This window comes from Humibacillus xanthopallidus, from assembly GCF_006716675.1.
In the GTDB taxonomy this organism is placed as follows: domain Bacteria; phylum Actinomycetota; class Actinomycetes; order Actinomycetales; family Dermatophilaceae; genus Humibacillus; species Humibacillus xanthopallidus_B.
Map to the genome: position 1 here is coordinate 930223 of NZ_VFPM01000003.1, position 23418 is coordinate 953640.

The 23418-nt window shown below is 71.2% G+C and carries 23 protein-coding genes, 1 tRNA gene and 1 riboswitch; of the genes, 6 read left to right on the top strand and 18 right to left on the bottom strand.

Features of this window, described 5'->3' with window-relative positions:
- Positions 1 to 111: 111 nt before the first annotated feature.
- From FBY41_RS19250 to FBY41_RS19280, 7 genes are all read right to left on the bottom strand, one after another.
- A complete protein-coding gene (locus tag FBY41_RS19250) occupies positions 112 to 1668 on the bottom strand; it encodes an outer membrane protein assembly factor BamB family protein (RefSeq protein ID WP_141846022.1) in 1557 nt (518 codons plus the stop codon).
- Between the two features lie 121 nt (positions 1669 to 1789).
- Positions 1790 to 2392, bottom strand: a complete 603-nt coding sequence (locus FBY41_RS19255; RefSeq protein ID WP_141846024.1) for a glycerol-3-phosphate acyltransferase — start codon at positions 2390 to 2392, stop codon at positions 1790 to 1792.
- Positions 2389 to 3285, bottom strand: a complete 897-nt coding sequence (locus FBY41_RS19260; protein ID WP_141846026.1) for a DegV family protein — start codon at positions 3283 to 3285, stop codon at positions 2389 to 2391. The genes FBY41_RS19255 and FBY41_RS19260 overlap by 4 nt, the downstream gene beginning before the upstream one ends.
- A 45-nt stretch (positions 3286 to 3330) precedes the next feature.
- On the bottom strand, positions 3331 to 6312 hold the full coding sequence (gene leuS / locus FBY41_RS19265) for a leucine--tRNA ligase (protein WP_141846028.1): 2982 nt from the start codon (positions 6310 to 6312) through the stop codon (positions 3331 to 3333).
- A 203-nt stretch (positions 6313 to 6515) separates the two neighbouring features.
- Positions 6516 to 7286 carry a sortase domain-containing protein gene (locus FBY41_RS19270; RefSeq protein ID WP_141846030.1) on the bottom strand — a complete coding sequence of 257 codons (771 nt, stop codon included), beginning with the start codon at positions 7284 to 7286 and terminating at the stop codon, positions 6516 to 6518.
- Between the two features lie 8 nt (positions 7287 to 7294).
- On the bottom strand, positions 7295 to 7876 hold the full coding sequence (locus FBY41_RS19275) for a hypothetical protein (RefSeq protein WP_141846032.1): 582 nt from the start codon (positions 7874 to 7876) through the stop codon (positions 7295 to 7297).
- A 277-nt stretch (positions 7877 to 8153) separates the two neighbouring features.
- On the bottom strand, positions 8154 to 8801 hold the full coding sequence (locus tag FBY41_RS19280; RefSeq protein WP_185749157.1) for a lysoplasmalogenase: 648 nt from the start codon (positions 8799 to 8801) through the stop codon (positions 8154 to 8156).
- A 115-nt stretch (positions 8802 to 8916) separates the two neighbouring features.
- Here FBY41_RS19280 and FBY41_RS19285 point away from each other — a divergent pair, with 115 nt between their 5' ends.
- A complete protein-coding gene (locus FBY41_RS19285; protein ID WP_141846036.1) occupies positions 8917 to 9291 on the top strand; it encodes a thioesterase family protein in 375 nt (124 codons plus the stop codon).
- A gap of 896 nt (positions 9292 to 10187) precedes the next feature.
- Here the strand turns inward: FBY41_RS19285 and FBY41_RS19295 are convergent.
- The 3 genes from FBY41_RS19295 to FBY41_RS19305 are packed head-to-tail and all read right to left on the bottom strand — an operon-like array spanning position 10188 to position 11480.
- Entirely contained in the window at positions 10188 to 10799 is a 612-nt protein-coding gene (locus FBY41_RS19295) for a YgjV family protein (protein WP_141846038.1), read from the bottom strand.
- 10 nt (positions 10800 to 10809) lie between these two features.
- Positions 10810 to 11166, bottom strand: coding sequence for a DMT family transporter (locus tag FBY41_RS19300; RefSeq protein ID WP_141846040.1), 357 nt, complete (start codon positions 11164 to 11166; stop codon positions 10810 to 10812).
- Entirely contained in the window at positions 11166 to 11480 is a 315-nt protein-coding gene (locus FBY41_RS19305) for a DMT family transporter (RefSeq protein ID WP_141846042.1), read from the bottom strand. The genes FBY41_RS19300 and FBY41_RS19305 overlap by 1 nt, the downstream gene beginning before the upstream one ends.
- A gap of 9 nt (positions 11481 to 11489) precedes the next feature.
- Positions 11490 to 11554: riboswitch (guanidine-III (ykkC-III) riboswitch) on the bottom strand.
- A gap of 85 nt (positions 11555 to 11639) precedes the next feature.
- On the opposite strand from FBY41_RS19305, the gene FBY41_RS19310 reads away from it, so the two are divergent.
- Genes FBY41_RS19310 through FBY41_RS19315 form a run of 3 tightly spaced genes read left to right on the top strand, consistent with a single transcriptional unit; the run spans position 11640 to position 16097 of the window.
- Entirely contained in the window at positions 11640 to 13922 is a 2283-nt protein-coding gene (locus FBY41_RS19310; protein WP_141846044.1) for a CHAT domain-containing protein, read from the top strand.
- A gap of 21 nt (positions 13923 to 13943) precedes the next feature.
- Positions 13944 to 14078, top strand: a complete 135-nt coding sequence (locus tag FBY41_RS24065; RefSeq protein WP_260439903.1) for a hypothetical protein — start codon at positions 13944 to 13946, stop codon at positions 14076 to 14078.
- Between the two features lie 9 nt (positions 14079 to 14087).
- Positions 14088 to 16097, top strand: a complete 2010-nt coding sequence (locus tag FBY41_RS19315) for a caspase family protein (protein ID WP_141846046.1) — start codon at positions 14088 to 14090, stop codon at positions 16095 to 16097.
- Between the two features lie 56 nt (positions 16098 to 16153).
- Here the strand turns inward: FBY41_RS19315 and FBY41_RS19320 are convergent.
- The 6 genes from FBY41_RS19320 to FBY41_RS19345 form a co-directional block, all read right to left on the bottom strand.
- Positions 16154 to 16226 (bottom strand) — tRNA-Ala (locus FBY41_RS19320).
- A gap of 138 nt (positions 16227 to 16364) precedes the next feature.
- Positions 16365 to 17024, bottom strand: a complete 660-nt coding sequence (locus FBY41_RS19325) for a histidine phosphatase family protein (RefSeq protein ID WP_260439904.1) — start codon at positions 17022 to 17024, stop codon at positions 16365 to 16367.
- Positions 17021 to 17431, bottom strand: a complete 411-nt coding sequence (gene rsfS, locus FBY41_RS19330) for a ribosome silencing factor (protein WP_141846048.1) — start codon at positions 17429 to 17431, stop codon at positions 17021 to 17023. The genes FBY41_RS19325 and rsfS overlap by 4 nt, the downstream gene beginning before the upstream one ends.
- The gene (nadD, locus tag FBY41_RS19335) at positions 17428 to 18084 is read right to left on the bottom strand and encodes a nicotinate-nucleotide adenylyltransferase (protein WP_260439905.1); all 657 of its coding nucleotides are present in this window, start codon (positions 18082 to 18084) and stop codon (positions 17428 to 17430) included. The genes rsfS and nadD overlap by 4 nt, the downstream gene beginning before the upstream one ends.
- Positions 18085 to 18086: 2 nt before the next feature.
- Positions 18087 to 18308, bottom strand: coding sequence for a hypothetical protein (locus FBY41_RS19340; RefSeq protein WP_141846050.1), 222 nt, complete (start codon positions 18306 to 18308; stop codon positions 18087 to 18089).
- A 28-nt stretch (positions 18309 to 18336) separates the two neighbouring features.
- Positions 18337 to 18918: a DUF402 domain-containing protein gene (locus tag FBY41_RS19345; RefSeq protein WP_141846052.1), complete on the bottom strand. Its 582-nt coding sequence runs from the start codon at positions 18916 to 18918 to the stop codon at positions 18337 to 18339.
- Positions 18919 to 19016: 98 nt separating this feature from the next.
- Between FBY41_RS19345 and FBY41_RS19350 the strand changes: the two genes are divergently transcribed.
- Positions 19017 to 20063: a glycosyltransferase family 2 protein gene (locus FBY41_RS19350; protein WP_141846054.1), complete on the top strand. Its 1047-nt coding sequence runs from the start codon at positions 19017 to 19019 to the stop codon at positions 20061 to 20063.
- 56 nt (positions 20064 to 20119) lie between these two features.
- Here FBY41_RS19350 and FBY41_RS19355 read toward each other — a convergent pair whose 3' ends face one another.
- Both FBY41_RS19355 and FBY41_RS19360 read right to left on the bottom strand, forming a co-directional pair.
- Complete coding sequence (locus FBY41_RS19355) at positions 20120 to 20815, bottom strand: class I SAM-dependent methyltransferase (protein ID WP_141846056.1); 696 nt, start codon at positions 20813 to 20815, stop codon at positions 20120 to 20122.
- A gap of 75 nt (positions 20816 to 20890) precedes the next feature.
- A complete protein-coding gene (locus FBY41_RS19360; RefSeq protein ID WP_141846058.1) occupies positions 20891 to 22174 on the bottom strand; it encodes a glutamate-5-semialdehyde dehydrogenase in 1284 nt (427 codons plus the stop codon).
- Between the two features lie 118 nt (positions 22175 to 22292).
- On the opposite strand from FBY41_RS19360, the gene proB reads away from it, so the two are divergent.
- The gene (gene proB, locus FBY41_RS19365; protein ID WP_221629349.1) at positions 22293 to 23405 is read left to right on the top strand and encodes a glutamate 5-kinase; all 1113 of its coding nucleotides are present in this window, start codon (positions 22293 to 22295) and stop codon (positions 23403 to 23405) included.
- Positions 23406 to 23418: the final 13 nt, after the last annotated feature.

The following is a 23418-nucleotide window of genomic DNA, read 5'->3' on the forward strand; positions in this document are numbered from 1 at the left end:
CGCCGCCCCTGCCGTATGCCGCTGGGCCGGGTGTCGCCCCAAACGGTGACATGAGGAGGCCGGCACCGGGACGTGCCCGGTGCCGGCCGTTCCCACCCCTACATCGGGCCCTCAGCTCAGGCCGAAGGCGTAGAGCTTGTTGTTGGGCGTTCCGAGGAAGTTGTTCGCGTATCCGGAACCCCAGTAGACGGAGCCGTTGGAGATCGCCGCTCCGGAGAGGCACGAGCCTCCGCTGGCGAAGGTCCAGAGGACCTCGCCGGAGGCCGCGTCGAGCGCATACATGTGTCCCTGCGGGTCGAGGGAGCACCCGAAGACGACACCGTTGGCCGTCGTCACAGGACCGGAGGTGCTGCCGCCGTTCGGCGGTCGGCTCTCCCAGATGAGCTCACCGGTCGCCGCGTCGAGAGCCGACCACACGCCAGTCGTCTCGCCCTCGTAGAGAGTGCCGTTGCTGTTGGCGTTGGCGGTGTAAACGCGTCGACCGTCGACGGCCGAGCCCCACTGGAGCCCGCCCGCGATGCCTCCGGGACCAGCCTGCGTCGTCCAGCGGACCGCGCCCGTGGCGGGGTCGAGGGCCCAGTACTGGCCGCTCTTCTGGCCCGCCCCGACGACGTCAACATTCCTGCCTTTGCCATCCTTGACGGAGAAGAGCGCTGGAGCCTGACCGAAGTCGTAGTCCGGACCTGCAGGCTCGGGGCAGTTGTCGCCGTCACCGAAGAAGGGAATGCAGTCCACGGTCCAGGCGTCGAAGGGCAGCGCTCGTGTCGCCCACTTGATGGCGCCGGTCCGCATGTCGAGCGAGAGGATCGAGTCGAAGTGGTCGTCCGCGGGGAGGCAGGCAGCCTTGACAGCCGGGTCCGTCGTCCCGGCTACGCAGTCGAGGACCTCCTGCGGAACGTCGTAGTTGTTGCCGGTCGCGATGTAGACCGAACCCCGCTTCGGGTCCACTGCGGGCGAGCTGCCCCACACGGCGTTGCCCGGGAAGCCCTCGGGTGTGAGGTAGGTCTTCCAGAGCAGCTGACCGGTGGCGAGGTCGAGCGCTGCCATGCTGCCGCGGAAAGTGCAGCACGGGTAGCCGGGGATGAGCGCGAAGCCCTCTTCGAGCGAGGCCACCCCGACGTAGACGACGCCGTCGAAGATGGTCGCGGACTGCGTGATGATCGCCGCCGCGTGCGAGTCGACCTGGGTCTTCCAGAGCAGCTGACCCGTGTCCTTCGAGATCGCCATGACGGCACCGCCGCCGCCGAAGGGTCCCTGGTTGCCGAGCACGAGTGCCGTCTCGCTGAGGGCCGGGGTGGCCCTGGCCTTGTCGCCCGGGATCCCGGTGTAGTCGCCGATCCTCGTCTGCCACACCACCGCGCCGGTTGCACGGTCGACTGCATAGAGGTTGCCGGCCCAGTCGGGCACGTAGACCCGCTGGCCGTCGACCGCGGGCGTGGCCGAGACGTCGCCTCCGGTGGTCAGCACCCACTTCGTGCTGAGGTCGCCGACCGTCGCCGGCGAGATCTTGCTCTCGCTCGCGGCATATCTCGTGTTGGAGCGATCGCCACCTGCCGAGTTCCAGGTGTTGCCACCCGGAGCGGCGAGCGCCGCAGCGCCGCCGACGAGCAGCGACCCGAGCGCCGCTGCTGCCACCACCATTCGTGCCCTACGCCATCTCCTGGTCATCGACGCTCCTCGCTGACGACCCGCGCGCAGGGTCGTTCCGACCCCGAGTGGACGTCATCGAACCTAGACCCGAAGAGGCATCGCGGTCAGCGGAATCCATGACTCCAACGGGTTTCGGAGTTCACGGCATCCGTCGCTGGCGCCACCAGCCGACGACGTTGTTCTTGTGGCGGGCGAGCACGACGAGCGCGAGGGCGGTGAGCCAGACGCCGGTCCAGACGTCGCCCGGCCAGTGGCCCGTCCACACGAGCACGGCGATGACGAGCATCGCCAGAGCACCGAGGATCGACCCTGCCGCGACCCAGCGGGTCACGGCGAAGCCCAGGGCGAAGACGACGAGGACGACGACGGCGATGAGGGGGTGGACGCCGAGGATCGCGCCGAGCGTCGTCGCAACCCCCTTGCCCCCGCGGCCGTGGAGGAAGGGCGACCAGATGTGCCCGAGGACGGCCGCGAGGCCCACGGCATACGCGAGGTGGGGGCCCACCCAGTGGGCAGCGATGACGGTCGGCACGAGCCCTTTGAGCACGTCGAGGACCCCGACGAGGACACCCCACTTGCGTCCGAGCACCCGGCCGGCGTTCGTCGCCCCCGGGTTGCCCGAGCCCGAGACCGAGAGGTCGGTGCCGCGCACGCGGGCGATCAGCGTCGCGGGGTTGACCGACCCCACGAGAAAGGCGAGGGCGATCGCCGCAGCCCAGCCGAGCACCACACCGGCGGTCACGGCGCGGGCACCTCGGCGGGATCGGGCAACGGCTCACCCGGGCGTGGTGACAGCGCGATGGCCACGGTGCCCGGCCCGACGTGGGCGCCGACGACGGCCCCGAGCTCGACGATGATCACGTGCGGTGCACCGGGCACGGCGCGGCGCAGCTCGGTCGCGATCTGCTCGGCGCGGCCCAGCGCGTCGAGGTGGTGGACGGCGATGTCGACGACGAGCCCATCCGCGCGCACCCGCTCGACAGCCATGGCGACGATGCGGGCGATCGCGCGCGAGGAGGTGCGCACCTTCTCGACCGGCGTGATGCGTCCGCCGCGCACGGCGAGGATCGGCTTGATGGCCAGGGCCGAGCCGAGCAGCGCCGAGGCCGCACCGATGCGGCCCCCGCGTCGCAGGTGCTCGAGCGTGTCGACGTAGAACAGGACGCTGGACCGCTCCAGCCGAGCCCGCGCAGCAGCGACCACAGCGGCGACGTCGACGACCGAATCCCCTTGTGCCGCAGACTCAGCCGCCGCGATGACCGCATAGCCCATGGCCATTCCGATCGTCTCGCTGTCGACGACCTCGACGGGGACGGCTGCGTCAGCGGCCGCGAGCCTGGCTGCCTCGATGGTGCCCGACATCTGCGACGACAGGTGGATCGACACGATGGCGGTCGCCCCCTCGTCAGCGAGCCGCTGGTAGGTCTCGGCGAAGACCTGCGGCGTGGGGCGCGAGGTCGTGACGATCGTGTAGTGACGCAGCGCGTCGGCAACCTGCTCGGCGGTCACGTCACGGCCCTCGACGTGGTCGCGGCCGCCGACGATGACGTGCAGCGGCACGACCTCGATGCCGTGCCGCTCCACGACGTCCTCGGGCAGGTATGCCGTGGAGTCCGTGACGACCGCAACGGTCACGTCGCGCTCCTTCCGCCGGTCAGTGCCTGAGGGGTCTCGCCGATGTCACATCGGGACGACGTTGACGAGCTTGGGGGCTCGCACGATGACGGTGCGCACCCCGACCTCGGTCGCCGCCCTCACCTTGTCACGCGAGAGCGCGAGCGTGCGCAGGTCGTCCTCGCTGATGTCGGGAGGCACCTCGACGCGGTCGCGCACCTTGCCCTTGATCTGGATGACGCACGTGACCTGGCCCAGGACGATCTTGGCGGGGTCGCTCACCGGGAAGGGGGCGTGCGCCACTCCGTCGTCGTGCCCGAGCCGACTCCACATCTCCTCGGCGATGTGCGGCGCCACCGGCGCGATCATCAGCACCATCGCCTCCACCACCTCGCGCGGCGGCACGTCGAGCTTGGTGACGCTGTTGTTGAGCTCGATGAGCTTGGCGATGGCAGTGTTGAAGCGCAGCCCCTCGAAGTCGTCACGGACGCCGGCGATCGTCTGGTGCAGCTGTGTCGTCAGCGCCTGGTCGGGCGGGGTGTCGTCCACCCGCAGGGCCCCGGTCTCCTCGTCGACGACGTTGCGCCAGAGCCGCTGGAGGAAGCGCTGGCTGCCCACGACGGCGCGGATGTCCCACGGCTTGCTCAGCTCGAGCGGACCCATCGACATCTCGTAGACGCGGAAGGTGTCGGCCCCGAAGGAGTCGTACATCTCGTCCGGGCTCACGGAGTTCTTGAGGGACTTGCCGATCTTGCCGTACTCACGGTTGACCGGCTGCCCCTGCCAGGTGAAGGTCGGCTCCTCGCCGTGGGCACCCGGGTGCTCCTCGACCTCGGACGCCTCGACGTACTGCCCGCGGCTGTCGGTGTAGGCGTACGCCTGGATGTAGCCCTGCGAGAAGTACTTGCGGAACGGCTCCTCGCTCGAGACGTGCCCGAGGTCGAAGAGCACCTTGTGCCAGAAGCGCGCATAGAGCAGGTGCAGCACGGCGTGCTCGACACCGCCGATGTAGAGGTCGACGCCGCCCGGGTCGACCGTGCCGGCGGGCGCACCCGCGACGGGCTCGGCGTGGCGGCCGAGCCAGTAGCTCTCATTGGCCGGGTCGACGAAGGTCTCGTGGTTGGCCGGGTCGAGGTAGCGCAGGTAGTACCAGCACGACCCGGCCCAGTTGGGCATCGTGTTCGTCTCGCGGCGGAAGTGCCGCACACCACGCCCGTCGCCGAGGTCGGCCTCGACGTTGACCCACTCCGGCACGCGCGACAGCGGCGGCTCGGGCGAGCTCGTCGCGTCGTCCGGGTCGAACGTCTTGGGCGAGTAGTCGGGCACGTCGGGAAGGGTGAGGGGCAGCTGGTCGTCGGGGACGGCATACGCCACCCCGTCGTCGTCGAACATCACGGGGAACGGCTCGCCCCAGTAGCGCTGGCGGCTGAAGAGCCAGTCACGCAGGCGGTAGTTGATGGTGCCGCGCCCGTCGCCACCGTCCTCGAGGTAGGCGATGATGCGCTCCTTGGCGTCCTCCACGGCCAACCCGTCGAGGCTGACGGTGGCGTTCGCGGAGTTGACGGCGAAGCCGTCTGCGACGAAGGGCTCGGTGAGCGGCTCGTCGCCGCCATCGGGGGTGGCGGCGACGACGCGCACGATGGGGATGGAGAACTTCGTCGCGTACTCGAAGTCGCGCTCGTCGTGACCCGGCACCGCCATGATGGCGCCGGTGCCGTAGCCCATCAGCACGTAGTCGGCGACGAAGACCGGGATCGGCTCTCCCGTCAGCGGATTCGTGGCGAAGGAGCCCGTGAAGACACCAGTCTTGTCCTTGCCCTCCGTCTGCCGCTCGACGTCACTCTTGCGCGACGCAGCGAGCCGGTATGCCGCCACGGCCTCCTTCGGGGTCGCGCTCGCTGCCGCGTCCGCCCCCGTCCAGTCGGCGTGCGTGCCTGCGGGCCAGTCACCCTCGGGCACCAGATAGTCGACGAGCGGGTGCTCCGGGGCGACGACCATGAAGGTCGCGCCGAAGACGGTGTCGGGGCGGGTCGTGAAGACCTCGATGCCGCCCTGCTGACCAGCGAGCTCGCCGGAGGCCAGGGGCACGCGGAAGGTGATGCGGGCGCCCTGCGAGCGGCCGATCCAGTTGCGCTGCAGACGCTTGACGTTCTCGGGCCAGTCGACCCCGTCGAGGTCGTCGGCCAGCCGGTCGGCATACGCCGTGATGCGCATCATCCACTGGGAGAGGTTGCGCTTGAAGACCGGGAAGTTGCCGCGCTCGGAGCGACCCTCGTTGGTGACCTCCTCGTTGGAGAGCACCGTGCCGAGTCCCGGGCACCAGTTGACCGGCGCCTCGGACTGGTAGACGAGGCGGAAGCCGGCCAGCACGCGAGCGCGCTCGGTCGCGGTCAGCTCGGCCCAGCCACGACCGTCCTCGGTCAGCGGCGCGCGCCGGCCCGACTCGAACTCCTCGACGAGCTCACTGATCGGACGCGCCCGACCATGGCCGCCGTCCGCGCGCACGGCGTCGGCGTCATACCAGGCGTCCCAGATCTTGAGGAAGATCCACTGGGTCCAGCGGTAGTACTCGTCGTCGATCGTCGCGAAGGTGCGGCGGTTGTCGAAGCCCAGCCCGAGGCGGCGCAGCTGGCGCTTCATGTTCGTCATGTTCTCCTCGGTCGTCTTCCGAGGGTGCTGCCCGGTCTGGACGGCGTACTGCTCCGCCGGCAGGCCGAAGGCGTCGTAGCCGAGGGCGTGCAGGACGTTCTTGCCGAGCATCCGGTGGAAGCGGCTGTAGACGTCCGTCGCGATGTAGCCGAGGGGGTGCCCGACGTGCAGGCCGACGCCCGAGGGGTAGGGGAACATGTCGAGCACGACGAGCTTCTCGCCGAGGCTCGCGACCCGCTCGGGCTCGGCCCACGGACCGGCCGGGTTGGGCGCGTTGAAGGTGCCTGACTCCTCCCAGCGGTCCTGCCACGCGAGCTCGATGTCCTGGGCCATGCGGGCGGTGTAGCGGAACGGCGTCTCGCTCGTCACTGCGTTCGGGGTGTCGCTCTGGTCGCTCATCTCATCACTCTCGTCGCGGGTGGTCCGTCGCCTCGCCCCGTGGTCGGGGCAAAAGAAAACCCCTCGCACAGGAGGGGGAGCCGCGTTGATGTCGGGAGTCCCGACCTTCGTCAACGCGGCTGCGGAAGGAGCAGCAGGCCAGCCATGCGCCTAGGTTAGCGCAGTGCCCGTCCGGCCTGCCCGACCCCGTGGTGCGCCCGCTCTCAGGAGGGGTTCGAGGCCGTCAGGGTGCCCACGACGACGTAGTTGCCTGCATACGAACGCCGGTCGGGAGGGATGACACAGCTGATCGCCACCACGGTGTCGGGTCGCACGGTGACGACGGCCGGGGTGCTCGTCAGCTTGTCGAAGGGCACGGTGAGGGCGTCGGTGACGACGTAGACGAAGCGGCCGCGCGTCGTCGTCAGCACGAGGGTGTCGCCCTTGCGCACCTCCTGGAGCCGGGTGAAGACGCCCCGGCTGGGGTCGTGAGGGTGGAAGCGGTTGGCGTGGCCCGTGACGAAGGTTGTCTGCGTGCCGGGCACCGTCGGCGGCGCGCCGAGGTCGATGCGGGCGACCTTGTCGAGGTAGGGCGCGGAATAGCACGGCTTGGCCGGCACCTCACACGAGGCCGAGGTGCCGTAGCGGGCAAGACCCGACGACGCGGCGTCGACGATCGTGGTCTTCCCGCGCAGGGCCTGGAAGTGGGTCAGCTCCCCCGTGCCGACGGGCTTGACAGCGCCCGCCGGGCCGGAGGACGTCGGACTCGACGAGGTCCCGGTCGCCGAGGTCATCGGCGCGGTGGCCGTCGAGGACGTCACCTGACCCGGTACGCCAGACGGCCCGGTCGCGGTGGCGGGGCCCGTGCCGCTGCAGGACGTGAGCAGCAGCACTCCGAGCACGGCCCCGAGCACAGCCCCGAGCACCCCGTGTGCGCGTGGTGCACTCGGGGGGTTCGGGGCTGGTGCGCCGGACAGCGCCTGGCTCTGCGTCATGCGGCCGTTCAGGCGTCCTTGCCACCCTCGCCGGGACGCATCACCCGCGGCAGACGCACGCCGAGGGCGAGGAGCAGGCCGACGAGTGCGAGCAGCACGAGGAAGGCCTGGACCGGAGACACTGCGAGCTGGCTCGTGGCGACGTCAGCTGCTGCACCGCCGTTGACCGGTTGCAGCGGGTAGGTCGACGCGCTGGGGGCCGGCGTCGTCACCGGCGTGGTCGCGCGCGTCGCCGGGGGCGTCGTCTTCGGGGGCGTCGTCGTCTTCGAGGTGGTCGGAGGCGTCGTGGTCGGCGGCGTGGTCTTCGTGGTCGTCGGCGGAGTCACCGGCGGGCAGTCCGACACAGAGGGCTCCGGGTGGAGCTTCGGGGTGTTCGCCACGATGACGACCGAACGGCCCTGGCGGTCCTTGAACTCCTGACCGACCGTGACCGTGCCGTTGTAGCCGAGCAGGGAGTGGTTGTCGACCCAGATCGGGTTCCGACCGGTCTGCAGCCGCTCGGCCTCGCCCGGCTTCGAGACGTACTTGCAGACGTAGGACTTGTGCGGACTATGAGTGCTCGCGGACGGAGCTGCGCCAGCGGCGCCCACGCCCGCAACCAGCGCGAGCGCAGCACCTGCCGCGAGCGCACCCCCTGCGCCGCGGGCCCATGGGCCCCTGGTGAGTTCCCCGTGAGAGTTCTCGACGCTTCGATGCGTCCGTGTCATGGCTGTGCCTCCTCGGGCATGGAGCGACGTCCTGCGCGGCCCCCCGAGGTCAGGACGCACGAAGCCCCCACTTCATCCACCCACCGTGGCACCGTCGGCGTCGGCGCGAGGCGTTATGCGCCTTTTTCCCGCCACTCCTCAGTGAGGGGTCAGCATGGTCTCAGCGGAACAGGCCCACGACGATGAGGGTCTGGGCGAGGTGGTAGGTCACGATGACGGTGAGCGGTGCCCATCGCCTCTCCCGCACGAAGCGGTCGTGGCCGAGGACGGTGTCTGAGGCGAGGAAGAGGACGCAGCCGAGCAGCACGACCGCGTCACCCTTCCACGCCGCAGCGAGCACGAGGGCGAAGAGCGCGAGCTGGTAGACCAGCACCGCACCTCGCTGCGCCCCGGCGTGGCGCACGATGTCGCGCCCCACCGTGGCGTGCAGCACGAGCAGGGCCGGCACGACGAGCAGCAGCCACCACGGGAAGCCGCCCGCACCGGTCGTGCCGAGGATCGCCCAGACGTAGGCCACGTGCGCGAGCAGGAAGGAGCCGAGCCCCACGAGGAACCGCGTGGTCGTCGCGTTGAGCAGGGCGACGTCGCCCACGAGCGAGACCGCGAGCGCGACGAGCACGGGTGCCAGCTCGGGCGCACCCGCCACGGCGCCCTCCCAGTCGAGCGACCAGGCGATGCCCATGAGCAGGACGATGACGAGGGGCTTCGTGAGGCGCTCGACGAGCACGTCGCCGCGCACGACGGAGCTCCAGTTGATGAGCGCCGTCACCCCGAGCGCCACCGCGAGGACCCACAGGTGGGTGGTCACTGCCACAGGCTGACAGCAGCTCGCGCGTCCGGAGGGCGCGACACGCGGGATCCATCTGCTGGGCCACGCGAAGCACCGAGTCGGCGGTACGGCGAATCTCTGCAAGACTCGACCAATGCCCATGCGCAAGTTCCAACACACGGTGACCGCCGACGACACCTCGTCGAGCGTCGGAAGCGGTGACCTCGAGGTGCTGGCCACGCCCCGCCTCATCACCTGGTGCGAGAACGCCGCCTTCCAGGTGTGCCAGCAGCAGATCGACGCCGACCACACGACGGTCGGCACCATGGTGAGGATCGAGCACGTCAAGGGCAGCCCCGTGGGCGCCGAGATCACCGTGCTCTGTGCCGAGCCGATCAACGACGGTCGCCGTCTCGTGTGTCACGTCGTCGTCAAGGAGTCGGACGGTGAGGAGATCGCGCGGGGCGAGGTCCACCGCGCGGTCGTCGACCCCGACCGCTTCCTCAGCAAGTGCCAGCGGCTCGCCTGAGCTGAGCCCGGGGTCACCCGACCCGGCCGTGTGCCGCCCATGACCCTCCCAGCGCGCCCCGGCACGATGGCCTCGTGAGCCTCGGACTCCTCGGAGCCTTCGCCGCGGCCCTCGCCTACGGGGCCGCGACGATCCTGCAGGCGATCGGGGTGCGACGCCTCGCTGCCCTGCCCTCGGGCACCCCCTGGCGGCAGCGGGTCGCGACCGGCTGGCTGTATCCAGCCGGTCTCGCCCTCGACGCCGCAGGCTTCCTCGCGTCGGTCGTCGCGCTGCGCACCCTGCCGCTGTTCCTCGTCGAGTCGGCGGTCGCGTCGTCGGTCGCCGTCACCGCCGTGCTCTCGGTGGTTGTGCTGCACGTCCGGTTGCTGACCCGGGAGGTCGTCGCGCTGGGTGCGGTGGCCGTCGGGCTCGTCGCTCTCGCGGCCGCTGCCGAGGAGGGGGCGGCCCGGTCTCGCGGTGACGCCACCGGGTGGTGGCTCCTCGGCTCCGCGGTCGTCGTCGGCATCGTAATGGCGGTGGGCCTCGCCGACCGGCACCGCGGGCGCTCAGCGGTCGTGCTGAGCATCGGCGCAGGCCTGGGCTTCGGCGGGGTCGGGGTCGCGGCGCGCGTCATCGAGGTGCCGACACCGTGGTGGCACGTGGCCGGCGCGCCGACGGCGTGGGCCCTCGTGGCGCATGCGGTTCTGGCCGCCGTCTGCTATGCCGTCGCCCTCGTGCGTGGACGGGTCACGACGGTCGCCGCGCTGACCTTCGCCGCCGAGACGACCATCCCTGCCGCGATCGGCCTCGTGTGGCTCGGCGACGGCGTGCGCCCGGGCTGGGCCGGCGTGGCAGTGGCCGGCTTCGCCCTCACCCTGGCCGGGTGCATCGTGCTGGCCGGCCGGGCCGAGGCACCGTCAGAGCACGAAGGCGTCGCCCTCGCGCCGGAAGCCGAGACGCTCGTAGTAGGGGTCGACCATGTCCGCGGGCGTGAGGACCCGGCTGAAGCCGCGCCGCCGGAAGGGGCCGTCGGGACCGAAGACGAACTCCCCCGGTGAGTAGTCGCGGTAGCGCGGTGTCACCCAGTCGAGCAGCAGCTGTGCCGTGCCCGATCCCGCATCGCGCAGGATGACAGCTCCGACCGTCTCGTCGCCCTTGAGCACGAGGAAGGAGGGGTCGCCCGCGAAGGGGTCGTGGACGAACCCGGGGTTGAACTGCCGGATGTCGCCCTCGTGCACCCGCAGCACGTGCCGCAGGTAGGTGTCGTCGCCCGCCACCTCGAGCACCTCGTAGGCGGCCGCGTCGTGCTTCTCGCGCGACATCCGCACGAGGTAGGTGATGTTGATGACGGCGAGCACGACGTTGAGCCCGACCATCGGCCACACCTGGTTGGCGACGTTGTAGACGATGAGCACGACGCAGCCGATGAGGTTGATGATGCGCAGCCGTCGCAGCTGGGTCTGCAGCAGCGACCAGACGAGCACCGCCGAACCGGCCCACCCGAGGGCCTCCAACCACCACGAACCCATGCCCGCGACCTTATCGGCGCGGGGCCTCCTCCGTGGCTGCCTCCGCCCCGGTGTGACCCACGAGCTTCAGCCCGATGACGGCGCCGACGATGCCGGCGAGGAGCAGCACCTTGACGACGGAGAAGGGCTCCTCACCGAACGTCATCGCCCACGCGACCGTCAGCGCGGCACCGATGCCGGTCCACACGGCATACGCCGTGCCGATGGGGATGGTGCGCACCGCGTGGGCCAGGCCGAGCATCGACAGCGTGCCCGCGACGAGGAAGACGAGAGACGGGACGAGCAGGCTCAGGCCGTCGGAGGCCGCGAGCGCCGACGCCCAGACGGCCTCGAGGACGGCGCTGGCGAGCAGGACGAGCCACGGCATCATGCCACCGCCTTGAGACCTGCGACGCACCCGACGAGCACGAGGAGCAGCAGCCCCCGCGCGAGGTCGAGCCGCTCCTCGCGGCGGGCGACGGCCAGCAGGACGGTGCCGACGGCCCCGATTCCGACCCACACGGCATACGCCGTTCCAGCGGGCAGGCCCGTCATGGCCCACGCCAGGCCGGCCATGCTGAGGACGAGCGAGACGCCGAAGAGCGCCGTGGGACGGGGGCGGCGGAAGCCGTCGGAGGCGGAGAGCGCCGTCGCCCAGACGGCCTCGAGCGCGCCGGAGAGGATGAGCACGAGCCAGAACATGACTACCCGATCTGGCCGTCTTGTCGCTGGGCGGGTACGGCTCCCTCGTCCGCGAGCGCGACCGCGCGCTCGCGTCCCATTCTACAGATCCGGTATCACGGCGGTCGCTCCGGCGTACTGTCTGCTGCAAGGTGCGGTTCCTGCGGAGTGAGGACTGCGATGAGCCGTGACTATCTCGACTTCGATCTCGCGCTGACCCGCGACGGGTCGGCGTATGCCGTCCGCGTCGTCTCCTCGCCCGCGGGCGAGGCGTCGGCCCCCTTCGTGATGCCCTTCGTGGGAGCCGAGCTCGCACAGTTCATGATCGCCGTCGGTCCTCCACGGGTCGCCTCGCGCCGGCTCGTGCCGGTCGCCGCGCGGGTGGGCGGGGTCAAGGACTACGGGCGCAAGCTCGGCGACGCCCTGCTCACGGGGCCGGTGCGCGACGCCTTCGCCGCGAGCCTGAACGCAGCGGGGTCGCAGGGCAAGGACCTGCGGGTGCGGCTGCGACTCGACGCGGTGCCCGAGCTCGACTCGGTGCCGTGGGAGTACCTCTACGACAGCACGCTCGAGCGCTTCCTCACCCTCTCGCAGGAGACCCCGGTCGTGCGGCTGCTCGACTCGCTCCAACGACCGCCGGCCGTCGTCGTCGACTCCCCGCTGCGCGTGCTCGTCATGATCTCGAGCCCGTCCGACATGCCAGACCTCGCCGTCGACCGCGAGAAGCAGCTCCTTCTCGCGACGACCGCCGACATGGTCAAGACCGGGCAGCTGTCCGTCACGGTGCTCGACACAGCGACGCTCACGGAGCTGCAGCGAGCGCTGCTCGGCGACTACCACGTCTTCCACTTCATCGGCCACGGCGGCTTCGACGAGGATGCTCAGGAGGGCGTGCTCGTCCTCGAGAAGGAGGACGGCACGAGCCACCGTGTCTCCGGCAACCGGCTCGGCACCCTGCTGCACGACGCCCGCAACATGCAGCTCGCCGTCCTCAACGCCTGCGAGGGAGCTCGCACGTCCGGACGCGACGCCTTCTCCGGAGTCGGCCAGGCCCTCGTGCGACAGGGCCTGCCGGCCGTCGTCGCGATGCAGACGGAGATCAGCGACCGGGCCGCGCTCGTCTTCAGCCACGAGTTCTACTGGTTCCTCACCCAGGGCCTCGGCATCGACGCGGCGATGTGCGAGGTGCGCAAGGCGATGGCCGTGTCCGACGAGGCCTCCGAGTGGGGCACCGCCGTCCTGCTGAGGTCTGGCACCGACCAGCCGTTCACCTTCACCACGACCGGCCCCTCGGTCGCCTCTCCGGAGAGCCGGCTCCAGTCGCTCTACGACGCGGCCCGCGACGCGATCAGCGCGGGCGAGGCCGCGACGGCTCAGCCGCTGCTCGAGCAGATCACCACGGAGAGTCCCGACTTCCGAGACGCGACCCAGCTCCTCGAGCGGGTGCGCCCCCAGACCGAGGACCGCCCTCCCCTCAACCACGAGACGGACCTCAACGACACTGTGCCGCAAACGGATTCGCGCCAGCAGGAGCAGCCGACACCTCCGCCGCCAAGGCCACCGGACACGACCGATACCTCTGGCACGTCGGGCACGTCGGGCACGTCGGGCACGTCGGGCACGTCGGAGCGGCGCCGGCCGAGCCGCATACGGCGCATCCTCCTGTGGGTCGGCGCGGCGGTCGGCGTCCTCGTCATCGCGGTCGGGGCCATCGTCTGGTGGGACTCGTCCGCGTCGTCGGTGGCCAAGGCGTGCGGCCCGGGCGGCGGCGCCTTCCCCCCGGTGCCCGCAGGCGCGCTCACGCTCGGCTGCGCGACGACCGCGCCCGTCATCGACGGGAGCTTCGCCGACTGGGCAGGCGTGCCCGAGGGGCAGCTCGCGACGCAGGTCTTCCCGGCCCCGCCGAAGCCGGCTCCCGACGACCTCCAGGCCACGTGGCAGGGCCAGTGGGACTCGCGCTTCCTCTACCTGCACGTCAGCGTCGACGACGCCGACCGCCGCCCGGTCGATGCGTCCAAGCCGACGGAGTTCTGGAAGGGCGACGGGGTCAGCTTCGAGTTCGGACCGGACGTGTCGACCCTTCCCGCATCGACGAAACCCCGCTCCGGCAAGGACTTCCACGTCATGGTCGGCGTCACCTCGCTCGGTGGCCTCGCCTCCTTCAACATGGCCAACGCGGGGGCGATCCGAGACGGAGGACGCCTGACCAACGTCGTGCTCTCACGCACCGACCGCCCCGGCGGCTACGAGGTCGAGATGGCGGTGCCATGGTCCGACGTGGGCCTCGCCACTCCCCCGGCCCGAGGGTCGATCTGGGCGATGAACGTCAACGTCAGCGACGCCGACAGCTCCTCGACGACGTGGAAGCTCGCCCGCATGATCAGCACCAACCCGGTGCGCACCGGCAACGGCCAGCCCGCCCGCTGGCAGCCGCTCGTCCTCGCCGACACGGCAGGCTCCTGATCCGACGGAAGGAGCGCTGCGATGGGCAGCGGCCACGCTGACTTCGACATCGAGATCGTCGGTGCCCCGCCGACGTATGCCGTCTGCGTGCTGGTGGCGCGGATGGGACTGCGCCCGGTGTCCTGGCAGACGACGATCTTGTCCCTCGACGAGTAGGAGCACCCCATGGCCGGTCACGTCTACGCACTGCTCGTCGGCATCGACGCCTACACCGGCGCCGTGCCGCAGCTGTCGGGGTGTGTCAACGACGTCACCGCCTTCGCCGCGGTGCTCCAGGGCCGGGTGTCCGCCGAGGACCTCAGCCTCGTGACGATCACCGACGAGGACGCGACCCGGGCCGCCGTCACGACGGAGTTCACGAGGCTGCTCGGACAGGCCGGCGCCGAGGACGTCGCGCTCTTCTACTACAGCGGCCACGGGGCTCACCAGGAGGCTCCCGAGGAGCTGTGGCCCTACGAGCCCGACCACCAGAACGAGACGCTCGTGCTCGTCGACAGCCGTGAGCCGGGGGGCTGGGACCTCGCCGACAAGGAGCTCGCAGTGCTCATCGCGCAGGTCGCGGCCAGCGGCTGCCACCTGCTCGTCGTGCTCGACTGCTGTCACTCCGGCGATGCGACCCGCGACGTCGACGAGGTCGTGCGGCAGGCACCGCCGGACAACCGACACCGGCCGATCGAGAGCTTCCTCACGGGCACCGTCGAGCAGGCGGCCGCCCAGGCAGCAGCCGCGGCGGGCGGCCAGACGACCCGCGACCTCGACCAGGCACCACGCGAACGATGGACACCTCCGGCGGGGCGGCACGTGCTGCTCGCCGCGTGCCGTTCCTCCGAGAAGGCCAAGGAGATCCGGACGCAAGGTCAGCACCGCGGCGCCCTGTCAGCGGCCCTCGAGAAGACCCTCGTGCAGTCGGAGGACACGCCGTCCTATCGCGACGTCCTGCTCATGGTGACCTCGCAGGTGACGACGACCGTACGTGACCAGCACCCGCAGTTCGAGACGGTCGACTCCAGCGAGCTGGACCGGCCCTTCCTCGGCGGCTCCATCCCCGAGACGCCGCGGCCGCTCACCCTGAGCCACCGCCCGGAGGGCTGGGTCATCGACTCCGGCGCCGTGCACGGCGTGCCCGAGCCGATCAGGATCGGCGACTCCACCGACACCACCGAGCTCGCGATCTATGCACTCTCCGCCGTCGGTCGGGGACAGCCGCTCGCCACGGCGGTCGTCACCCGGGTGCTGCCCGACCGCTCCGTCGTCACCGTGACTCCCGAGCTCGACCCGTCGTCGATCTACCGCGCCGTGATGACGTCCATCCCGCTCAAGCCCCTCGCGGTCGCCGTGGCGGGCGACGCTGCAGGCACCTCCGCCCTGCGGTCGGCCGCCGACAAGGCCGACTCGACGCTCATCGACCTCATCGAGGCGTCGGACACACCACCACCTCCCGACCTGCAGGTCGAGGCGACGCCAGCTGGCTTCGTCATCACCCGACCCGGGCTCGTGCGGCCGCTCGTCCCGGTCGTCGCCGGTGAGGGGCGCGAGGGACGCACCATCGCGGCGCTCGAGCACGTCGCCCGGTGGCTGCGCCTCTCCGGGCTCACGAACCCGACGAGCCGCCTTGCGACGAACGCCGTGCGCGTCAGCGTCGTCACGGCCGACGGCCGCACGGATGACGGAGGCACGGTCGAGATCGCCTACGTCGACGACAAGGCGCCGAAGTTCACGGTGACGCTCGAGAACACGACGAAGGAGCCGCTCTGGGCGGCACTGCTCGACCTCACCGACTCGTACGGCATCTACACCGATGCCTTCGCCGCCGGCCGGGTCGCGCTCGCGCCCGGCGAGAAGACGAGCCTCGAGCTGGGCGGGGAGGTGCCGGACGTCCTCTGGAACGAAGGCATCGTGACGGTCACCGACCGTCTCATCGTCGTGACGAGCACCATGGAGTTCGACCCACGGTCGCTGCAGCAGGGCGACCTCGCCGTCAGCACGGTGCCGGGCTCGGGTGGCGGTGACGGAGCCGGCGGCATGACGACGCGCTCGGCCTTCACGCCGAGGTCGACCCTGGAACGGATGCTGGGGAGCGTCACCACCCGCCGCCTGCCGCCGCGCACGACGGAGACGATCGCCGACTGGCGGACCAACCGCATCGACGTCGTGACGTCGCGCCCTCACCCCTGACGTGCACCGAGAACGACGAAGGGCCGGACGCGATGCGTCCGGCCCTTCGTCTTCGGTGGAGCTGAGGGGACTCGAACCCCTGACCCCCTCCATGCCATGGAGGTGCGCTACCAGCTGCGCCACAGCCCCTTTCGGGTGCCGCCCCGCTGAGGCGACTGCGTAACAATAGCGGGTCGTCGGGCCCGATCCCAAATCGGGGGGCAGCACCTCCCGAGCCGCCGACACAGCGGTGAAAGGTCCCCGAACGAGCCCGCGATCTCTCGCCGCTCAGGCCTTCCACGGTCCGAGGTTCCAGCCCGCGATGCGCCAGCGCGCAGTCGCCGAGAAGCTCTTGCCCGCCTCGACGAGCTCGACCCAGTGGCAGTTGTCGAGGCCTCGGAAGACGCGGTCGGAGACGTCCTGGTCGAGGCCGACGAGGTCGCTCGCGGCGACCCGCGCCGACACGCCGTGCGCGACGACGAGGGCCGTCTCTCCGTCGCCCAGGCCGTCGGCCACCTCGCGCAGCGCCGCTCCGGCCCTGGCCGCCACGTCCTGCCGGGTCTCGCCCGTGACGCCCTTGGGCACGTCCTCCCCGCGGTCGAGCGCGGCGACGATCTCGGGGTAGCGCTCGTGCACGTCATCGACGTGCAGGCCCTGCCACTCGCCCACGTGCACCTCACGCAGCCGCTCGTCGAGGCGCACCGGCAGGCCGGTGAGCTCGCCCACCGCCTCGGCCGTCGACACCGCGCGACGCAGGTCGCTCGAGACGATGACGACGGGACCGTATGCCGCGACGTGCGGCGCCGCCGCCGCGACCTGCTGTTCGCCGCGGTCGGAGAGCGCCGAGTCGCGGTGCCCCTGCCACACGCGGGCGGCGTTGTCGACCGTCTCGGCGTGGCGCATCACGACGATCCGCCGCGGCCGCGGACCGCCGGGAACCAGGCTCACGCGTCGGTGTCGTCTTCGGTGACAGCCTTGACGGGACGCGGCAGCGGCTCGATACCCGACAGGTCGACCTCGGGGCAGTCCTTCCACAGCCGCTCGAGGGCGTAGTAGTCGCGCTCCTCCTCGTGCTGCACGTGAACGATGATGTCGCCGAAGTCGATGAGCACCCAGCGGCCCTCGCGCTCACCCTCGCGGCGCAGCGGCTTGCTGCCGAGCTCACGGAGGCGGTCCTCGACCTCGTCGACGATGGCGCCGACCTGGCGCTCGGAGGGGGCGGAGGCGATGACGAAGACGTCGGTGAGCGGCATCTGGTCGCTCACGTCGATCGCCATCACCTTCTCGGCGATCTTCTCCTCGGCGGCCAGGGCGGCCACCTTGGCGAGCTGGAGCGAATGTTGGGCGGCAGTCACGAATCTCCTTGCGGCAGAAGGCTATGGGCCATCTGACGGTGGGTCGGGGGGTGCACGGGGGGCGGAGCCCCCTGTGGGTCGGCGTAGAGCCGGTACTTGTTGATGTACTGGACCACGCCGTCGGGGACGAGGTACCAGACCGGCTCGCCGTCGGCCACGCGAGCGCGGCAGTCCGTGGAGCTGATCGCCATGGCGGGCACCTCCTGGAGCGTGACGCGGTCCTCGGGAAGGCCCTTGTCAGAGAGCTCGTGCCCGGGCCGGGTGACCCCGATGAAGTGGGCGAGGTCCCAGAGCCGCTCGGCGTCCTTCCACGAGAGAATCTCGGCGAGCGCGTCGGCACCGGTGATGAAGAACAGCTCGTCCTCGGGACGCTCCGCGCGGATGTCGCGCAGGGTGTCGATGGTGTAGGTCGGCCCGGGGCGGTCGATGTCGACCCGGCTCACGGTGAAGCGCGGGTTCGACGCCGTCGCGATGACCGTCATGAGGTAGCGGTGCTCCGCAGCGGAGACGTGCCGGTCCGCCTTCTGCCACGGCTCTCCCGTGGGCACGAAGAGGACCTCGTCGAGGTCGAAGAGCGACTGCACCTCGCTGGCTGCGACGAGGTGGCCATGGTGGATCGGGTCGAAGGTCCCGCCCATGACCCCGAGGCGCATGCTCAGTGCTGGTGCCCGTCGGTGTCGTGCCCGGGGGCGGTGCCGGCACCCGGCGCGCGGCGCGGCGAGCCGAGCTTGGCGGCCGTGTTGCGGAAGCTCCACGTGACGCCGAGCAGCACGAGGAAGACCGCGAAGGCGATGAGGAAGTAGGCGATCACCGGCATGGGGAGCTCGCGTGCGGCTTCCTCCCCCTCGGCGACGAGTGCGAGGACACGATCAGACATGCGGTCAGCCTACCGGCAGCGACGACGCTCAGCGCGCCGCCCTGCGCAGCCAGTCGTGGCCGACCGACCCGAACGGCTCGTCGCCGGCCGCCACCGCCGCGAGGACGCGGTCGCGCCAGAGCTCGGCGAGCGTGACGACCTCGGGCGGGTAGCCCAGCGCTACCTGGTGCTCGGCGAACTCGTCCTCGTCGTCGACGAAGAGGTGCCCCTCGCGGGTGAGCACGACGTCGAGGTCGAGGTCGACCATCGTGACCTCCCACTCCGGCCCGCCGTCCACGACGGCGCGACGCTGCCACACCGGCTCCGTCGTCATGTCGACGTAGACGCTGATCTCGCGGTGCGCCGGGTAGAAGCCGGCGGCATACGCCCCCTCGTGCGGCACGAAGGAGACCCAGCCGTCGGTCTCGACGAAGTCGACCCCCGGCCGGACGCAGCGCGTGCCGACGGGGGCGTACCACCAGTCACCGAACTCGTCCGCCCCGAGGTAGCGGCCGACCCACTCCCAGTGCCGGCCCTCGCCCCACTTCGTGAACCGGCCGAGCACGGGGGCTCCGAGCGGGGGGCGGCCGGACGGCATACCTGCGGGGGTCGGAGCGGGCGGCGTGGTCACAGGGCGTTACGTTACGTTTCGGGACGCGGCGATGGTGGCACAGGGGCAGGACAGCAACGTGACAGCCGCACCTCACGTGCGGCCGTAGGCTGGACCCCATGGTCCCGGAGTTGTCCGTCGTCATCCCGATGTACAACGAGCAGGAGGTGCTGCCCCTGCTCGTCGAGAGGCTGCGCCCTCTTCTCGACGGGATGGGCGTCCGCTACGAGGTCGTCGCGGTCGATGACGGCAGCTCCGACCTCACCGCGGCGCTCCTGCAGCGCTACCACCGTGAGTGGCCGGCCCTGCGCGTCGTGCGGTTGCGTGCCAACGCGGGGCACCAGGCCGCCATCTCGGCGGGGCTCGTCAGCGCCCTCGGCGACTACGTCGTGACGCTCGACGCCGACCTGCAGGACCCCCCCGAGGTCATCCCCCAGATGCTCGCGGCGGCGAAGGACGACGGCGTCGACGTCGTCTACGGCGTGCGCAACGACCGCTCCACCGACACGTGGTTCAAGCGGGCCTCGGCACAGGCGTTCTACCGCCTCATCACCGTCATGTCGCAGACCAAGGCCCACGCCGACGCGGGCGACTTCCGCCTCATGTCGCGCGCCACCGTCGATGCCATCAACAGCCTGCCCGAGCACAACCGCGTGCTGCGCTTCATCGTGCCCGCGCTCGGCTTCCCGTCCGACACCGTCGAGTACAAGCGTGACGAGCGGGCCGCCGGCACGTCGAAGTACCCCCTCATCAAGATGATCCGGCTCTCGCTCGACTCACTGACCGGCTTCTCGACTGCTCCGCTGCGCATGGCGACCTTCGCCGGCCTCGGGGGCGCCGTGATCGCCGTGCTGCTCTTCCTCTACACGTTGATCGCACGCTCGCAGGGCCACACCGTGGCCGGCTGGACCTCCACCGTCGCCATCGTGTCGGCCTTCGGGGCGGTGCAGCTCGTCTGCGTCGGCATCCTCGGCGAGTACATCGGACGGATGTATGCCCACATGCAGGGGCGGCCCACCTACTTCATCGCCTACGACTCGCTCACCGCGGGGCACGGCGATCACGGCCCCACCGACACGCCGCTGCCGGCCAACCCCGCCGAGGGTCGCATCCGCGAACCTGCCCTCGACGCCGAGCGCACGAAGGTCAGCGCACCGGGTCGGTGACGCGCAGGACGTGACGCGCCGGTGGCCCGCCGTGGGCGCCCTCCGCCCGCGGGCGGTCAGGCGATCGGGCGCGCCCGCAGCAGCAGGCTGACGCCCGGCAGGTCCTTGACGGGCAGGTAGCGCTCGGCCGTGATGATCGTGCGCAGCCCGAAGTTGACGATCGGGTGCAGGTCGTCGAGGTCAGAGCCCGTGCTCGTCCTGCGCCGCATCGCGACGACGGGGCGCAGCAAAACGTTCCACGACTGCACCGACTCGACCCGGAAGTGGCCGCGCTCGAGCAGGTCGACGAGCCCGGGACGGGTGTAGCGGCGCACGTGGTCGACAGCCTCGTCGTGGTCCGACCAGAGACGCGGGTCGGCCGGCACGGCAACGAGGTAGGTGCCCGTCGGTCGCAGCACCCGGTGCACCTCGGCGACCGCGGCGTCGTCGTCGTGGAGGTGCTCGAGCAGGTCGAAGGCCACCACGAGGTCGAGGCTGTTGTCGGCGAGCGGGAGCGAGGTCGCATCGGACCGGAGCGTCGGGAGGCCCCGACCGGCCGCCACCTCGGCACCGTCGGCGCCGTACTCGAGCGCGACGGCCTGCCAGCCGTGGTCGCGCAGCACGCGGGTATTGCCTCCCCCGGCAGCGCCCACGTCGAGGGCGCGGCCCGGGGTCAGCCCTGCGATCGCCTTGGCGAGCAGGTGCCGGCGCTCCCGGTACCACCAGTGCCCATCCTCGAGCTGGGCGAGCTTACGGACCTCTGTGGCTTCCATCGCGCCTCATTATGCACGGCCTGTGGTGAGGCTGTGGCGGCCCCACGTCACGGACGGATCTCGGTCTGAGCTGCCTCAGCGGATGTGGCCGTCGCCCTCGACGATCCACTTGGTCGTCGTCAGCTCGGGCAGGGCCATCGGTCCGCGGGCGTGCAGCTTCTGGGTCGAGATGCCGATCTCGGCGCCGAAGCCGAACTCGCCACCGTCGGTGAAGCGGGTGCTCGCGTTGACCATGACGGCGGCCGCGTCGACCTCGGCGGTGAAGCGCCGCGCCGCGCCGCGATCCTCGGTGACGATGGCCTCCGTGTGCCCCGTGCCGAACCGGCGGATCCGCTCCACCGCCTCGTCGAGGTCGTCGACCACCGCGACGCTCATCTCCAGGCCGTGCCACTCCGTGCCGAAGTCCTGCTCGCTGGCGAGGTCGTATGCCGCCCCGGCCGCGTCGGCATAGACGGCCACCTCGGGCGCCACGTGCAGTCGCACGCCCGCACCGGCGAGGTCGGTCAGTGCCTTGGGGAGGAAGTCGGCCGCGACGTCCTGGTGGACGAGCAGCGACTCGGCGGCGTTGCACACGCTCGGCCGGTGCGTCTTGGCGTTGAGCGTGATCGCCTGCGCCTTGTCGAGGTCTGCGGCACGGTCGACGTAGACGTGGCACACCCCTACCCCGGTCTCGATGACAGGCACCGTGGACTCGGTGACGACGGTCTGGATGAGGTCGGCGCCGCCGCGCGGGATGACGAGGTCGACATGGCCGCGCGCTGTCATGAGGGCACGGGCGGCATCGCGTCCGCCCTCCTCGAGCAGCGTGATGGCCTCGACCGGAAGTCCTTGCGCCGCAAGCGAGTCGCGCATGGCCTCGACCAGCGCATGGTTGCTGCTGGCGGCCGCTGAGCCGCCGCGCAGGATGACGGCGTTGCCCGACTTCAGGCAGAGCCCGGCGGCGTCGACCGTGACGTTCGGGCGAGCCTCGTAGATCATGCCGATGACGCCCATCGGCACGCGCACCTGCCGGATCTGCAGGCCGTTGGCGAGGGTGGAACCCCGCACGATCTCGCCGACGGGGTCGGGCAGGGCGGCGACGTCGCGCAGCGCCTGGGCCACGGCCGCGACACGCGCCTCGTCGAGGCGCAGGCGGTCCTGGAGGCTCTCGCTCATGCCCCGCGCCCGGCCACGCTCGAGATCCTCGGCGTTGGCGGCGATGACGGCCGGTGTCGCCGCCTCGACGGCATCGGCGAGGTGCAGCAGGGCGGCATCCTTCTCGGCGCGGGACATCAGGGCGAGCCGCCGCGAGGCCACGCGCGCCAGGTCGGCGAGCGCGTTGACCTGCTCGGCGACGGCGGGGTCGATCGTCGTGGACATGTGCCCAGCGTAGGTCGTGGTGCCGACGGACGACCCGCCGTTTCCGGGGGCTGGACGACGAACCCCGTGCTCTGGACGCGGCCGCGTCCGGCCGCGGCCCGTCACTAGAGTTCGGGGTGTGTCCCCCCGTTCCGCGATCAGCACCGCCCGCCGGCTCGTCGTCAAGGTCGGCTCCAGCTCGCTGACCGGCGCTGACGGCGGCATCGACAGCGGCCGGCTCATCGCGCTCGTCAACGCCCTGGCCCACCGTCACGCGCAGGGCACGCAGATCGTGCTCGTCAGCTCGGGCGCGATCGCCGCAGGCATCCACCCGCTCGGGCTCGCCGCGCGTCCGCGAGACCTCGCCACCCAGCAGGCGGCCGCCTCGGTCGGGCAGGGTGCACTGCTCGCCGCCTACACCCACGCCTTCGGGGCCCACGCCGTCACCGTCGGGCAGGTGCTGCTCACGGCCGACGACGTGACGCGTCGCTCCCACTACGCCAACGCCCGCCGCACGCTCGAGCGGCTGCTCGACCTCTCGGTCCTGCCGATCGTCAACGAGAACGACACCGTGGCGACGAGCGAGATCCGCTTCGGCGACAACGACCGCCTCGCGGCCCTCGTCGCCCACCTGATCGATGCCGACGCGCTCGTGCTGCTCTCCGACGTCGACGCCCTCTACGACGGGCCGCCGAGCCGGGTCGGCACGACGCGCATACCCGTGGTCTCGGGCCCGGACGACCTCGTCGGCGTCGAGATCGGCGGCAGCGGGTCGAAGGTCGGCACGGGCGGGATGACGACGAAGATCGAGGCAGCCCGCATCGCGACCGCGGCCGGCGTCGTCACCACGGTGACCGCCGCCGACCGTGTGACCGACGTGCTCGCCGGCGGCGACGTCGGCACCGTCTTCCTTCCCGTCGGGGTGCGGGGTCGCTCTCGCCGGCTCTGGCTGGAGCACGCGACGACCGCCCGCGGACGCCTCCTCGTCGACGACGGCGCGGTGGCGGCGCTCGTGCACCGCAAGAAGTCGCTCCTGCCCGCGGGCATCGTCGGGGTCGAGGGCACCTTCCACGACGGTGACCCCGTCGACGTGTGCGGCCCCGACGGCGCTGCCGTCGCCCGCGGCCTCGTCAACTACTCCTCGTCCGAGCTGCCCGGGCTGCTCGGACGCTCGACGAAGGAGCTGGCCCGGGAGCTGGGTCCGGAGTACGAGCGCGAGGTCATCCACCGCGACGACCTCGTCATCCTCTGACGGTCGGCGACCG